15 protein-coding genes are annotated in these 13,792 nt (G+C 73.1%); 4 read left to right on the top strand and 11 right to left on the bottom strand.

Annotated elements, in window-relative coordinates:
* Window positions 1-233: 233 nt before the first annotated feature.
* Window positions 234-1,466, bottom strand: coding sequence for a DUF2306 domain-containing protein (locus tag ACFP3V_RS28050; protein ID WP_380589291.1), 1,233 nt, complete (start codon window positions 1,464-1,466; stop codon window positions 234-236).
* Between the two features lie 86 nt (window positions 1,467-1,552).
* A complete protein-coding gene (locus ACFP3V_RS28045) occupies window positions 1,553-2,098 on the bottom strand; it encodes a PadR family transcriptional regulator (protein ID WP_380589288.1) in 546 nt (181 codons plus the stop codon).
* 175 nt (window positions 2,099-2,273) lie between these two features.
* Between ACFP3V_RS28045 and ACFP3V_RS28040 the strand changes: the two genes are divergently transcribed.
* Complete coding sequence (locus ACFP3V_RS28040) at window positions 2,274-2,963, top strand: C39 family peptidase (RefSeq protein ID WP_380589285.1); 690 nt, start codon at window positions 2,274-2,276, stop codon at window positions 2,961-2,963.
* A 23-nt stretch (window positions 2,964-2,986) separates the two neighbouring features.
* Here the strand turns inward: ACFP3V_RS28040 and ACFP3V_RS28035 are convergent, their stop codons facing one another.
* From ACFP3V_RS28035 to ACFP3V_RS28015, 5 genes are all read right to left on the bottom strand, one after another.
* On the bottom strand, window positions 2,987-3,811 hold the full coding sequence (locus ACFP3V_RS28035; RefSeq protein WP_380589329.1) for an SAM-dependent methyltransferase: 825 nt from the start codon (window positions 3,809-3,811) through the stop codon (window positions 2,987-2,989).
* 72 nt (window positions 3,812-3,883) lie between these two features.
* Window positions 3,884-4,471 (bottom strand): TlpA family protein disulfide reductase, encoded by a 588-nt coding sequence (locus tag ACFP3V_RS28030; protein WP_380589282.1) that lies wholly within the window; start codon window positions 4,469-4,471, stop codon window positions 3,884-3,886.
* 20 nt (window positions 4,472-4,491) lie between these two features.
* Window positions 4,492-5,190, bottom strand: a complete 699-nt coding sequence (locus ACFP3V_RS28025) for a class I SAM-dependent methyltransferase (RefSeq protein ID WP_380589279.1) — start codon at window positions 5,188-5,190, stop codon at window positions 4,492-4,494.
* A 27-nt stretch (window positions 5,191-5,217) separates the two neighbouring features.
* Window positions 5,218-5,877 (bottom strand): hypothetical protein, encoded by a 660-nt coding sequence (locus ACFP3V_RS28020; RefSeq protein ID WP_380589276.1) that lies wholly within the window; start codon window positions 5,875-5,877, stop codon window positions 5,218-5,220.
* A gap of 58 nt (window positions 5,878-5,935) precedes the next feature.
* On the bottom strand, window positions 5,936-7,381 hold the full coding sequence (locus ACFP3V_RS28015; protein WP_380589273.1) for an endo-1,4-beta-xylanase: 1,446 nt from the start codon (window positions 7,379-7,381) through the stop codon (window positions 5,936-5,938).
* 156 nt (window positions 7,382-7,537) lie between these two features.
* On the opposite strand from ACFP3V_RS28015, the gene ACFP3V_RS28010 reads away from it, so the two are divergent.
* The gene (locus tag ACFP3V_RS28010; RefSeq protein WP_380589270.1) at window positions 7,538-8,140 is read left to right on the top strand and encodes a VOC family protein; all 603 of its coding nucleotides are present in this window, start codon (window positions 7,538-7,540) and stop codon (window positions 8,138-8,140) included.
* A 116-nt stretch (window positions 8,141-8,256) separates the two neighbouring features.
* On the opposite strand, the gene ACFP3V_RS28005 is transcribed toward ACFP3V_RS28010, so the two are convergent.
* The gene (locus ACFP3V_RS28005) at window positions 8,257-9,723 is read right to left on the bottom strand and encodes an MFS transporter (RefSeq protein WP_380589267.1); all 1,467 of its coding nucleotides are present in this window, start codon (window positions 9,721-9,723) and stop codon (window positions 8,257-8,259) included.
* A gap of 101 nt (window positions 9,724-9,824) precedes the next feature.
* On the opposite strand from ACFP3V_RS28005, the gene ACFP3V_RS28000 reads away from it, so the two are divergent.
* Window positions 9,825-10,229 (top strand): MarR family winged helix-turn-helix transcriptional regulator, encoded by a 405-nt coding sequence (locus tag ACFP3V_RS28000; protein WP_380589265.1) that lies wholly within the window; start codon window positions 9,825-9,827, stop codon window positions 10,227-10,229.
* Here ACFP3V_RS28000 and ACFP3V_RS27995 read toward each other — a convergent pair.
* The 3 genes from ACFP3V_RS27995 to ACFP3V_RS27985 all read right to left on the bottom strand — a co-directional run bounded on the left by ACFP3V_RS27995 (window position 10,213) and on the right by ACFP3V_RS27985 (window position 12,683).
* The gene (locus tag ACFP3V_RS27995) at window positions 10,213-10,785 is read right to left on the bottom strand and encodes a hydrolase (protein WP_380589262.1); all 573 of its coding nucleotides are present in this window, start codon (window positions 10,783-10,785) and stop codon (window positions 10,213-10,215) included. The genes ACFP3V_RS28000 and ACFP3V_RS27995 overlap by 17 nt on opposite strands.
* Window positions 10,786-10,818: 33 nt before the next feature.
* A complete protein-coding gene (locus tag ACFP3V_RS27990) occupies window positions 10,819-12,120 on the bottom strand; it encodes an MFS transporter (RefSeq protein WP_380589326.1) in 1,302 nt (433 codons plus the stop codon).
* Between the two features lie 116 nt (window positions 12,121-12,236).
* Window positions 12,237-12,683: a MarR family winged helix-turn-helix transcriptional regulator gene (locus tag ACFP3V_RS27985; protein ID WP_380589259.1), complete on the bottom strand. Its 447-nt coding sequence runs from the start codon at window positions 12,681-12,683 to the stop codon at window positions 12,237-12,239.
* 331 nt (window positions 12,684-13,014) lie between these two features.
* On the opposite strand from ACFP3V_RS27985, the gene ACFP3V_RS27980 reads away from it, so the two are divergent.
* The gene (locus ACFP3V_RS27980; RefSeq protein WP_380589256.1) at window positions 13,015-13,716 is read left to right on the top strand and encodes an NAD(P)-dependent oxidoreductase; all 702 of its coding nucleotides are present in this window, start codon (window positions 13,015-13,017) and stop codon (window positions 13,714-13,716) included.
* Window positions 13,717-13,792: the final 76 nt, after the last annotated feature.

The following is a 13,792-nucleotide window of genomic DNA, read 5'->3' as shown; positions in this document are numbered from 1 at the left end:
CCGCCCCCGTGCCGAGCATGCCGCAGATCACGGCGAGCTGCGAGAGCCCGGGGCCGGAGGCCCCAGCGGACGCAACCGCTGCGCGCGCCCGGGCCGGCGCCGGGCGCCAGGCCCCTCACCAGGCCGGCCACCACGCTCACCAGCGCCCACCGCGGTCGCCACCAGCCGCACGGCCGGGGCGAGTTCGCGCCCCTCCGCCCTCCGGGCCTCCGCACCTCCGTATTCAACGACGGTCATGCCGCGCTCTCCCGGATCGTGCCGTCGCCGCGCCCTGCGGGCCCGCCGGCGGACCCCGAAGCACCCCCGCGCCCGCGCTCGAGCACCACGCGCCCGCGGAGGACCCGCAGGCTGACGACGGTCGTGGCGGCGAAGGCCAGCATGCCGCCGCCGATGGCGACCCCGGCCGACAGCGCCGTCAACTCGTCCAGGCCCAGGGCCTGTCGGAAGACCAGCACCGCGCCGACGGAGAACGCGGGCGCGGCGCACAGCGCGGCCAGGTGCAGCCGCCACTCCTCCGCCGCCCAGGGGCGCCCCGCCCGGGCCGCCGACCGCATCCGCAGCACCAGCACCGCGTACACGGCGGCGTAGGGCAGCAGGTAGCCGACGAGCATGCGGTGGCCCGAACTCCCGTGCTGCGCGAAGGAGTAGCCGATCCACACCAGCGCGCCCGCGCCGGCCGCCTGCAGCAGCGCCAGGACGGGCCGGGGGACCCAGCTGCCGCCGACGCCCGCCACCCGGCTGCGCCGGTCGAAGGCGCGGGAGGCGCAGAGCGCGCCGAAGGCGACCAGCGTCCCCAGATGCATGATGGCGACCCGGTTGACCTCGGCCATCGGCTGTCCGGGCAGCAGCAGCGGCAGTACGGCCCACTCCACGCGCAGCAGCGGAGCCGTCATCAGGAAGCCGTAGCAGAGCAGCATCCAGCGCTGGTGCAGGTCGGGCCGGCCGGTGACGGCGGCGAGGATGCCGTAGGTCGCGCTGAGCACGGTGCCGAGCAGGATGGTGGCCAGCACGATCCAGAAGGCCGCCCCGCTGAACGCGTCCTCCGGCCGGGTCCGGACCAGGTAGACGGCGGCCCCGCCCATGGAGGCGTAGACGGTGGCCGCGAAGACGACGCCCAGCGTGCGGTGCAGCCGGATGCGGCGGCGGACCGCGCTGAGCAGCTGCAGGGGGCCGAGCAGCATCAGGACCGCGCCCAGGACGGTGTGCACGAGCAGCGGGACCAGGCTGTGCCGGTACGGCGCGACCCGGGTGGCGAAGGCCTGCGCGACGTAGTGCGGGTTGACCGCGCGCGCCAGTGCCCACTCGCCCCAGGCGGGCGCGCCGGGGTGCGCGTAGGGCCACAACTCCGTTGCGGCGATGGGTGCGTAGGACAGGCAGACGAGGGCGAAGGCGACTCCGGCCGCTTTGGCCCAGGTGGTGCGGCGCCGCGCCCGCGGCACGGGCACGGCTGGTTCGGTGCGGTTCACGGCGACTCCCCCGCCCACAGCCTCGATAGTCCTTTCTGGACTATTGAGACGGTAGGGGCCGGTGCCGCCCGGGTCAAGGGACCGCGTCAGTGCGGACCGGCAGCGTCCGGCTCGGGCTCGTCGCCGCGGGAGCGGACCCACTGCCAGAAGTCCACCATCATCCGCTCGTACCGGATGCCGAACTCCAGCGCCTCGCGCTGACCCCGACTGATCAACTCGCCCACACTGTCCGCCAGTTGCTCGTACTGCGCCAAGGTCCTGCGGTGTGCGTCGAGTTGCTCAGGGGCCAGCACCTCCGGCCGCCCGCCGAACCAGAGCTTGAGGATGCCGCGCTCGCGCGCCTCGACGGGTACGAACTCCGGATCGGCCAGCCAGGCCGCCAGCGCCTTCCGCCCCGCCGCCGTCAGCCGCAGGCTGCGGCGGTTGCGGCCGCCCTCCTGACGGTCCTCGGAGAGCAGGCCAGCGGCCACCAGCCGGTCGCACTGCGCGTACACCTGGGCGTGCGGGATGGCCCAGAACGGCGCCACCGTGCGGGCCGCCTCCACCTTCACGTCGTAGGGGCTGGCCGCCCCGAGGCTGTCGATGATGCCGAGGACGAGGTAGGAGGACGTGGTCAGCTGCGGGTCGGCCATGCCGAGACGTTACCGCGCGCCCCCGCCCGCGCACCGCGCCCCCGCCCGCACAGCGCTGGGCCGACGGCGGACGGGCGCCGCCATCTGCGGAGTGCAACAGGACCGGGGCCTCGCGGAGTCTGGTGTGCGGGATGCGGGAAGGCCCAGCACCCCGAAGGGAAGGGCGAGGTGACGTATGCTCAGACGGATCGCGGGCCGCGAGGGGTACCGGGCGGCGGTGGGGGCGGCGCTGGCCGCGGCCGCGGTGCTGGGGCTGACCGCCCCGGCCCAGGCGCTGGACCGGCGGATGCGCGTCCCGGTCTACCGGCAGCAGCTGCGCGACGACTGCGAGGCCGCCTCGTTGCGCATGCTGCTCGCCTACCGTGGCCGCCACCTCGGCGACGCGCAGCTGCTGGCCCGGATCGGAGTGGACCGCAGGCACCCGGGCTTCGGCCGGTCCGGCCCCCGCTCCGGGGACCCGTACCGGGCGTTCGTCGGCGACCCGGACGGCTCGGAACTGCGGGGCACCGGCTACGGCGTCTACTACCCGCGCATCGCCGCGGCGGCGCGAGCCGAGGGGGCCACCGTGCTGTTCGCGGGCGAGCACTACTCCCCCGCGCAGCTGTACCGGCAGCTCGCCGCCGGGCATCCGGCCGTCGTCTGGATCGACTACCTGTGGCGGGCCCGGCCCGACCATCCCTACCGCGCCTGGGACGGCCGCCTGGTCCGCTACGCGGGTCCGGCCGAGCACGCGCTCGCGGTGGTCGGCGTGACCACCAACGGCGTCTACGTCAACGACCCTGCGCGCGGGGCGTCCTGGATACCCAGGAAGCAGTTCGAGCGCGGCTGGTCCAGCTACGCCGACATGGCCGTCGTCGTCTCCTGATCCCGGGCGGTCCTGACGCGGAGTCAGTCCGCGCGGAGCACGCCGACGCCGCCGTAGACGCCGAGCCGGTCCGCGTCCGGACCCAGGGGCTCGCTCGGCCGCCAGTAGGGCACCAGCACCACGCCCGGCTCCAGCAGCTCCGTCCCCGCGAACAGCCGCTCCACCGCGGCCTTCGGGCGGAGGTGGAGGTGGGCGGCCGCCCGGTCGTAGGAATGCGCGACCTCGGCGGCCGTCGCCCGGTCCAGGGTGTCGTCGGTGCCGTGGCTCAGCACCAGCACGCTGCCGGGCGCGAGGGCGCTCAGCAGGCGCTTGACGATCCCCTGCGGGTCCTCCTCGTCGGAGACGAAGTGCAGCACCGCGACCAGGACCAGGGCCACCGGCTCGGAGAGGTCCAGCAGCCCGCGCACCCCGGGAGCGGCGAGGATCGCTTCGGGGTCGCGCAGGTCCGCCTGGGTGACCGTGGTGGCGCCGTGCCCCGGGCCGTTCATCAGGGCGCGGGCGTGGGCCAGCACGATCGGGTCGTTGTCCACGTAGGCGACCCGTGCCGAACGGTCCACCGACTGCGCCACCTCGTGCGTGTTCCCGGCGGCCGGGATCCCGGTGCCGATGTCGAGGAACTGCCGCACCCCGAGCGCGGAAACGGCCCGCACGGCCCGGCCGAGGAACGCCCGGTTGGCCCGCGCGGACGCCACCACGTCCGGCGTCATCCGGGCCAGGTGGTCGGCGACCGAGCGGTCGGCGGGGAAGTGGTCCTTGCCGCCGAGCCAGGCGTTGTAGATCCGGGCCGGGTGGGCAATGTCCGTGCGCAGCTCCGCCGAGGGGGGCGGCGTGCCGTCGTCCCCGGCCATCCAGCTGTCGTCCTCGGTCACCGCAGGCCCTCCCGCACTCCGGAATCCTCCAGGATCTTCGCGCGCGCCAGCCTAGCCTCTCTCGGCCGCCAACGGGGCGACGAGCGCCGTCAGTTGGTCGGCCGTCAGCGGCGTCCACGCGCGCGCGGCGATCCGGCCGCGCCGGTCCAGCACCAGGGTGAACGGGATGCCGCCCATCGGGTCCAGATAGCGGGCGGGCACCTTGAGCATCAGATCCCCGTCCGTGTCGAAGAAGTTGGGGTAGTCCAGGTGATGCGTCCGCACGAACACCCGTGGCGCCGAACGCTGGAGTTCGCGGGTGTCCACGCCGACGAACTGCACCCCCTGCGCGGCCGTGCCTCGGGCCGCGGCCGCCAAGTCGTCGGCTTCGCCGCGGCATTCGCCGCACCACGAGGCCCAGAAGTTGAGGACGACGACCTTGCCCCGGTACGCCGCCAGGCTCAGCCTGCCGCCGTCGAGAGCCTCTCCGCTGAGGTCGAAGGGGGCGCCCCGCCCGGCCGGCGGAACGGTCACCAGCACACTCCGCTCGGCGACGGCCGCCGCGCCCGATCCCCCGCTGGGTCCCTGGGCCGTCGTGGCGCAGCCGGTGATCGCGAGCGCGGCGGCGGCCAGGGCGGCGGGCCTCATCAGTGCACGCATGACCGCAGTCTGACAGACGATCAGTTCGGCCGACGCGCCAGGACCAGTCGGCCGGCCGGGCCGAGTTGCGGCAGGGGGAGCAGGGAGACCTGGAAGCCGGCGGCCTCAAGTTCGGGCAGCACTCGAGTGAGCCGGAAGGTCCGGTAGTACATCACGAACTCGGGCTTGCGCAGCGCGTTCCGCGCCCGCATCACGGCGTCGAAACCCAGCAGCGCCCAGTACCACGGCGAGGACGGTCCGGGCGCGCCCAGCACCGGGAAGGCGAAGCAGCCGCCGGGCCGCAGGGCCGCGTGCAGGCCGGACCAGAGGGCGGGCCGTTCGGCGGGCAGGAAGTGCCCGAACGCGCCGAAGCTGACCGCTAGGTCGAAGCTGCCGTCCGCGAAGGGCAGCGCCCGGGCGTCCGCGCGGACCAGGTCCGCCCCGGGCTCCGTGCTGCGGGCCACGCCGAGCATCCCCGCGCTGAAGTCCAGCCCGACACTGCGTCCGGCGCACAGGCCGCGCAGCAGCGCGAGTCCGGCGCCGGTCCCGCAGCACAGGTCGAGGCCGTCGGTGAACGGGCCGAGCGGTCGCAACGCGGCCTCGGTCGCTGCCACCACCACGTCGGACGTGCGGAACGGCGTCGCGTCGAACTTCGGCGCGAGCAGGTCGTAGCCGCGCTCCACGGAGCTGAGCGCCTGCACGGCGAGCTCGCGGAGCGTCGGACCCTCGGCGGAGAACATCGGCCCCAGCGTAGGCCCTTCGGCCGCTCAGGTGGCCAACGCCACCACGGCGGCGGCGACTCCGACGGCTCCCAGGACCGCGGCGACCGCGAGCCCCGACCGGACCGTCCACCGCGGGAGCGGCGCGGCGGGTCCGCGGCCGCGGCGTCGGGCGAGGCGCGATCGGACGCCCGACGCCAGCAGGGTCGCCATACCGCCGAACAGCAGCAGGCCGAAGGCCGCCTCCGCGACGTCCCGCGCCTTCTCGGAGGTCCCCGTCTCCTCGCAGCCGCCGGTCCGGCTGCACCGCACCGGGACGACGGTGCCGGGGGCGTACCTGTGCTCCGCGCCGGCGATCATCCACTGCTCGTCGACGACCCCGCTGCTGCCCGGGTCGCCGTGGCCGTAGCAGTCGACGGTACGGCTCTTGCCCTGCACCGTCACGGTGCAGGCGTCCACCTTCATCTGCAGCACGGGACTGGTGTGGTAGCCGAACTGCTTCGGCAGGTCCAGGAACGCCCCGTGCACGACCAGCCCGACACCGGCGCCCGTGCCGAGGACCCACAGGAAGGCGCCGATCAGGAACCCGCAGCCGACCTGCCATCGGGGTTGCCGTGGCTCGATGCTCGCGGGCCGCCCCGCCGTCGCCCGGTACTTGGTGCGATCCCGGCCCGGCTTCCCGCCGCGCCCGTCCCTGCCTGACGCCATGCCCGCCTCGCCTCCCCCGTCGTAGCTGCTGCGGCGAGGCGGGACACTAGCGCATCGGCTACGAGCCGCACACGGCGCCGTTCAGGGTGAACGACGTGGGGGCGGCGGTGTCGCCGGTGTGGTTGGCCTGGAACCCGATGGTGGTCGAGGCCCCGGGCGCGAGCGAGCCGTTGTAGCTGACGTTGGTCGCGGTCACCGTGCCGCTGGTCGGCGCGTAGGTCGCGTTCCAGCCGTTGGTGACGACCTGTCCGCTCGGCAGGGTGAAGACCAGCTTCCAGCCGTTGATCGCGGCCGACCCGGTGTTGGTGATGGTGATGTTCTCGGTCAGGCCGGTGTTCCAGGCGTTGATCGCGTCCGTCACCTTGCAGGCTGCCGACCCGCCGCTGGGGCTGCTGCTCGGGCTGCTGCTGGGACTCGTGCTCGGGCTGCTGCTCGGGCTGCCGGAGGCGCTGCTGGACCCGCCGCCGCTCGCGCCGCCGAGGGCGGCCACGGTGGCGTCGTAGGCGGGCTTGGGCTGGTAGTTCTGGTCGAACATGGTCGCCGCGCCGTAGCCGGAGAAGGCGCCCGGGATCCACGAGTCGGCGTCACCGACGCCCCACTGCGAGACGCCCACGCAACCGCTCACCGCCAGGCAGGCGTTGACCACGTTCGCGTAGTCGGTGGCCTGCTGGGCCAGGGTCGCCGAGTTGGCCGGCAGCTGGATGCGGTCGTCCAGCTCGGTGACGGCGACGTTGACCCCCAGCGCGGTGAAGCGCTGCATGTTCGCCTTGATGGAGCTGGGCAGTTGCCCTTCGATGAAGTGGCTCTCGAAGCCGACGCCGTCGATGGGCACGCCCTGGCTCTTGAGCGAGGAGACGAGCGCGTACATGGCGTCGCTCTTCGCGTTCTCGCCCTCGATGTTGTAGTCGTTCAGGTACAGCTTGGCGTTGGGGTCGGCGGCGTGGGCGGTGCGCAGCGCGTCGGCGATGTAGCCGGAGCCCATCGCGTTGGTGAACGCGTCCGAGCGCAGCGAACCGTCCTCGTTGAAGGGCTCGTTGACGACGTCCCAGGCGTAGAGCTGGCCCTTGTAGTGGGTCACCTCGGTGGTGATGTGGGCCTCCATCGCGGCCTGCACCTGGTTGCTGGGCAGGCTGCTCACCCAGGAGGGCAGCTGCGAGTGCCAGACCAGGTTGTGGCCGCGCACCCGCATGCTGTGCGCCTTGGCGAACGAGACGATGGCGTCGCCGGGGCCGAAGTTGTAGGTGCCGTTGGAGGGTTCGGTGGTGTCCCACTTCATCTCGTTGCCCGGGGTCACCATGTCGAACTGGGCGGCGGCGAGGGTGGTCAGCGTGCTGTTGCTCAGGTTGCTCTGGGTGAGCGCAGTGCCGAAGTAGATTCCCTTGGCCTCGGCGAGCTGGCGCAGCGAGCTGCTCGCGGCCCCCGCCTGGCCCCCCGGCCAGGCCAGCAGAAGCAGGGCGCCGGCGGCGGCAACTCCCCCGGCCTTCAAGATGGTTGTGCGCAACACGGATCCTCCGGGCGGCTCGGTCGGACAGTGGCGCTGACCATAGGCATCGACGCGCGAAGGCGACAACGGAGCGTCGGCGTCCGAGGCCTTGACCTGCGCTTGCCAACGTAACTTTCGCGACGGGCCACGAAAGGCGCCGTGGTCTAAGGTGCCGCCATGGGAACACAGTTGACGGCGGTGGTGTTCGACGCGGCCGACCCCGCGGCGCTCGCGGGCTTCTGGGCCGGGGCGCTGGGCTGGAGCGAGCCGGTGCCCGGGGCGGACGGAGTGTGGACGCTGCGCGGGCGCTCCGGCATCGACCTGCGCTTCCTTCCGGCGGACCGGCCCAAGCTCGGCAAGAACCGGGTCCACCTCGACCTCGCGGGCGATGCCGCGGAGGCGGACCGCGTGGTCGGCCTGGGTGCCTCCCGCATCGACATCGGCCAGGGCGACGTCCCGTGGACGGTGCTGGCAGACCCGGAGGGCAACGAGTTCTGCGTGCTGCCCCATGTGACGGCGGTGGACGGGGCGTTGGCAGCGATCTGCCAGGACGCGACGGACACCCCTGCGCAGGCGGAGTTCTGGACCCGCCTGATCGGCTGGACGGTGACCGAGAGCGGTGAGTGGGGCGTCCGCATGCGCCCTGCGGACGGCCACGGCCCCGCCCTCGTCATGGGTCCACCGGCAGCCCCCAAGCTCGGCCCCAACCGCGTCCGCCTGGGCGTCAGTTGCCCCGAGCCCGGCGTCGATCCCGAGGGCAACGAGTACGGGCCCCGCTAGGGGCGCGAGGAACTGCGCGACCAGCCCACCACTCGGGGAGGTCCGTCCCGCAGACGGAGCCGGACCTCCCCGAGTGGTGGGCTGCTCTCGCAGTTCCCCGCGCCCCTGGGCCGTGCCTACCTGGCCGTCCGCCGCAGCTTGAGCAGGGGGACCAGGTTGAGCAGCAGCCCCACCGCCGCGACTCCCGTGACGAGGTTCAGGCCGGGCCGGTACGGGGCGAAGTCGACTCCGCTCTGGCCCACCCCCGCCAGCACCGCCGTCAGGATCGCCAGGATCAGCGCGGCGCCGACCTGGCCGGAGGTCTGCACGAGGCCGGAGGCCAACCCCTGCTCGGAGTCCTCGATGCCCTCCGTCGCCTGGGACATGATCGCACTGAAGCCGAAGGCGAACCCGCCGCCCAGCAGCAGCATCGCCGGCAGCACCGAGAAGGCGTACTGGGGCGAACTCCCGGCCGTCGCAAGGAACCAGACGTAGCCCAGGGTCAGCGACGCCATCGAGACGACGATCAGCGGGGCGGTGCCGAAGCGGTTGATCAGGCGGCCGACGAACGGTGAGCCGAAGGCCACCACCAGGCCGGCCGGCAGCAGCGCCAGCGCCATCCGCAGGGGGGACCAGCCGCGGCCGTCCTGCAGGTACAGGGTCATCATGAACTGGAAGCTGATGTAGGAGCCCATCAGGGCGACGATGCTGAGGTTGGCCCGGACCGTGCTGCCGTGCCGCAGGATGCCGAAGCGGACGAGCGGGTGGCTGATCCGCTTCTCGATCAGGACGAAGGCCGCCAGCAGCACGATCGCCAGCGCGAACGCGCCCAGCGTGGCGCCGGAGGTCCAGCCCTTGGTGGGGGCCGAGACGACGGCGTAGACGAGCAGCAGCATGCCGCCGGTCAGCGTGATCGCACCGGCCGGGTCATGCCGGCCGTTCTCCGCGGGGGCCACCTTGGGGATCAGCAGGATCGCGCCGACCAGGGCGAGGATGGCGAGCGGAACGGGCGTCAGGAAGGTCCAGCGCCAGCCGATTCCGGTCAGCACGCCGCCGAGGATCAGACCGGAGGAGTAGCCGCTGGCGCCGAACACGGTGAACACCGACAGCGCCCGGTTGCGCTGCGGGCCCTCCGGGAAGGTCGTGGTGAGGATCGACAGGGCGGTCGGCGCCGTGAACGCGGCGGCCAGGCCCTTGATCAGGCGGGTGGCGATCAACAGCGGTCCGCTGGAGACCAGTCCGCCGAGCAGCGACGCCGCCGCGAAGACGGCCAGGGCCACCAGGAACACCTTGCGCCGGCCGACCAGGTCGGCCGTTCGGCCGCCGAGCAGCATCAGGCCGCCGTAGCCGAGGACGTAGCCGTTGACGATCCACTGCAGCGCCGTGGGGGCCATGCCCAGGTCGCGGCCGATGGAGGGCAGGGCGATGCCGACCATCGAGACGTCGAGGCCGTCGAGGAAGAGGACGAGGCAGAGGACGGCGAGGATGCCCCACAGCCGTGGGGTCCACCGGTCCCCCGTACCGGTGGCGGCTCCGCCGGGTGCGTGGTCGGGTGTGAGCTCACGAACAGGTGCTGCGGTCAGTGTGTCGGGTGAGCTGGTCATGGGCGAGACACTACATGCACTTGCATCTAGTGTCTACTCATCAAATGTTTCCGCATTTAAAGCAGGTGCATCTTCTTTCGATTCGCAGTACCCTCCCTTCCGTGACCGCAGACTCCGCCCTTGCCGACCGCTGGCGCGGGCTGCTGTCCTGTTGCAGCGGCGTCGCCCATGACCTGGAGCGCGAGCTGCACGCCGGACACGGCCTCACCATGAGCGAGTACGAGGCGCTCGACCGCCTCCTCGAGTTCGCCGACTGCCAGGCCCGCATCCAGGACCTGGTCGGCGACATGTATCTGAGCCAGAGTGCGCTCTCGCGCACCGTGGGCCGCCTGGAGAAGCGCGGGCTGGTCGAGCGCAGCATGTGCGCCACCGACCGCCGCGGCGTCTTCGTCTCCGCGACCGCCGAGGGCAGGCGCGTCCGGGACCAGGCCCGGACGACCTACCTCGACGTGCTGGCAAGGCACTTGGGCCCCGCCGAGGACCGGGCGCTCAGCCCAGGAGCTTGACGATCTCCTCGGTCGTCCCGGTCTCGCCCAGCCGCGGGAAGATCTTCTCGATGCTGTTGGCGTGCGCGTCCGCGTCCATGTCCGCGACGGCGTCCACCGCGACGGTCACGTGGTAGCCGTGCTCGTGCGCGGCGCGGGCGGTCGACTCGACGCCGATGCTGGTGGCGACACCGCCCAGGACGATCTGGGTGACCCCGCGGCGGCGCAGCTGCAGGTCCAGGTCGGTGCCGTGGAAGGCGCCCCAGTTGCGCTTGGTGACGTGGATGTCGCCTTCGTGGCCCTGGAGTTCGGGCACGATGACGTCCCAGCCCGCGGGGGGCGCGGCGGCGGGCCGCGGGGCCTCGGTGCGGCCGGGGACGGTGTCGGCGAGGTCGGGCGCGAAGGTCACCCGGACCAGCACCACCGGAAGACCCTTGGCGCGGAACGCCTCCGCCAACTCGACGGCGCGGCCCACGACTTCGGCTCCGGTGTAGGGGACGGTCGGCCGCCCGGCGATGCCCTGCTGCAGGTCGATCAGGACGAGTGCGGACGTCGGGTCCAGCGTGGTGACTGCCATGGCAGGCTTCTCACTTTCTCAGCGGTCACTGTCTCAGCGGCCGATGCGGCCGAGAGAACGGTCGGGCAGGGTCACCACCAGCAGCAGACCGACGGTGACGGTCAGGAAGAGGGACAGGTCGTGCAGCCCCGAGGTGGTCGCCCCGTGCCGGAAGAAGGCGGCGTTGGCGGCGGAGGCGGCCAGCGCGCCCAGGTACATGAAGGTGCGCAGCAGTCCGGCCGAGGAGCCCATCCGGGCCGGATCCGCCTGGAAGTAGAGGGCGTTCTGGTTGGCCAGGCCGTTCAGCCCCTGCGGGACGCCGATGACGAGCACCACCAGGAGCAGCAGCCACAACGGGCTGCCGCCGCCGAGCAGCAGCAGGCCCGCGCAGCCGAGCGCCTGGGCCGCGCCGCCGACCAGCAGCTTGGCCCGCACGGCGGCGTGGCGGCCGGTGACCGAGGTGACGGCGATGGCGGTCAGCGACATCGGCAGCATCAGCAGGCCCGCCGCGGAGGCGCTCAGCCCGCGCCCCTCCTCCAGCCACTGGGTGTAGCCGTAGAGGAAGGCGTAGGAGACGACGTAACTGAGGAGCTGGCGCGCGTAGGTGGCCAGGAGCGGGGCGTTGCCGCCGAGCACCCGCAGGTCCACGAAGGGTGCGGCCGCTCGCAACTCCCTTACGGTGAACAGCAGCCCGAGGAGGAGCGCCAGCACCGGCAGGTACCAGTGGGCCAGTTGCGGCCCCATCAGGAAGAGCATCAGGGCGACCAGCGTCCCCGCGAACAGCGCCATGCCCGGCAGATCGAGCGGCTCGGCCGGGCCGCGGCGGCCGCGGGGCAGCCGTAGCGCGCCGAGGACCAGGCAGGCGGCGGAGAGCGGGATGTTGACGGTGAAGATCGTGCGCCAGCCCCCCAGCCCGATCAGCACGCCGCCGAGGGTGGGGCCGACCACGGCGATCGTCTGGTTGGCGAGGGCCAGGGCGGTGAGCACCCCGGTCGGGCTCTTGGCCCCGGTGCGCTCCGACTCGCTGCGGATCAGGTGCATGGAGGCCGGATAAGCGGCCGAGGTACCGAAGCCCAGCAGCACCCGGGCCAGGACCAGGAAGCCCAGCGAGGGCGCGAAGGCGCCGAGCAGACCGGCCGCGCCGACCAGCGCCGTCCCGACGAGGTAGAGCGGGCGCGGCCCGAACATGTCCACCAGGCGGCCGATCACCGGCTGGCCGACGGCGGTGGCCAGGTAGAGGCCGGTCACCAGCCAGGCGGTGTCGGCGGGCGAGGCCCCCAGGGCCAGGCCGATGGGCACCAGGGCCACGGCCAGCATCGAGGAGTTGACCGGGTTGAGCACCGAGCCGAGCATCATCGGCGCGATCAGCCGCCGGTCGAAGCCGGCCTGCCCCGCACCCGCCGCACCGTCACCGCGCCTGCGCAGCCGTGCGGTTATGCCCGCGGCGCCCCTGGTGCCCCCGGCGTCGCGGCTCACGACTGCGTCAGCCGGTCGATCAGCCGCAGGGCCTCGATCATGGTGGCCCGCTCGGCCTCGGTGAACCGGCTCTGCATCTCACGCGCCAGCCACTCCTGCCGCGCCGCCCGGTCCCCCTCGGCCCGGGACCGGCCCGCCGGGGTCAGGCTGACCTGCTGCCGCCGCCCGTCCGTGGGGTCGGGATCGCGCCGGATCAGGCCCTGCTCCTCGAGCGCCCCGAGCGTGGCCGCCATCGACTGCGGCCGCACCCGCTCCGCCGCCGCCAGCACGCTGGCCGACGCCGGCCCCTCCTTGGACAGCCTGCTCAACACCGAGGTCTGCGAGGGCGTCAGCCCCTCCTCCGCCCCGATCTCCCGCAGCTTGCGCCGGATCCGGCTGAACACCACCCGCAGCTCCTGCGCCGCCTCGGCGGCGGATGCGGTGACAGGCGAGGACTTGGTCATGCCCTCACCCTAGATCCGTCAGTCCAAACTGTCCAGTTACGACTGCGCAGTTTCACCTGTCGATCCCTGGCGCCGACTGACGGCGGGGGCAGCCCCCGTCACGGCTCCTACCCCGGTTCCGTGCTCTTGCCGCGGACGGTGGCGGTCGTCCAGGCCGCACGCCCGCGGGCGTGCGGCGCCACAGCCAGCAGCACCCCGGCAACCCGGTGCTGGCACCCGTCCGCGTCGCCCGACTCGTTCTCCGCGTGTCCCGGTCCTCCGCGCTCGCCGTCATGGTCGGCGGATCCTCGACGGGCTGTCACATTTTCGCGCGCGGATCCGTCACCGGAGCATGGACATCGTCATCTTCGGGGCCAACGGCCCCACCGGGCGGCTTGCCGTCGAGCAGGGTCTGGCCGCGGGGCATCGGGTCACGGCGGTCACGCGCAGGCCGCAGGAGTTTCCGTTCGCCGGTCCCGCCTTGCGGGTGGTCGGGGCGGACGTGCACGACGCCGATGCCGTGGCCAAGGCCGTGGACGGGCAGGAGGCCGTGGTCTCCGTGCTCGGGGTGCCCTTCGGGCGCAAGCCGGTGGACGTCTACAGCGTCGGCGTCCGGCACATCGCCGCCGCCATGCGGCGGGCGGGGGTCCGCCGGCTGGTGGTCGTCACCTCGACGACGGTATCGGGCGAGGAGTCGCCCGGGGAGGGTTGGTTCTTCCGTAAGCTGCTGGAACCCTTCGTGGCCGGCGTCGTCGGGCGCACCGTCTACGACGACATGCGCCGGGCCGAGGAACTGGTCCGCGCCTGCGGACTGGACTGGACGATCGTGCGTCCTGCCGGGCTCTTCGACACCGAGGGTGTGAGCGACTACCGCCTGGAGGCCGGGCCCCGGCTGCCGGGGCGGTTCACCTCGCGGGCGGACCTGGCCGACGCGCTGCTGCGCCTGGCGACGGAAGACGCCCCGGACCTGGTGCGCACCTCCGTGGAGGTCCGCACGGTCCAGGGCGTCCCGACGCTGCTTCAGCTCCTCCGCAAGGAGGCCTTCGGCAAGTGACCCCGCGTCAGCTCGCGTTGAGCGCGGTGTCGTCGATGACGAAGGACGTCTGCAGGCTGGAGTCCTCGGTGCCGGT

The organism is Streptacidiphilus monticola, assembly GCF_042658505.1.
GTDB lineage: Bacteria > Actinomycetota > Actinomycetes > Streptomycetales > Streptomycetaceae > Streptacidiphilus > Streptacidiphilus monticola.
The sequence above is the reverse complement of the archived record's forward strand: the minus strand, read 5'-3'. Positions and strand labels throughout refer to the sequence as shown.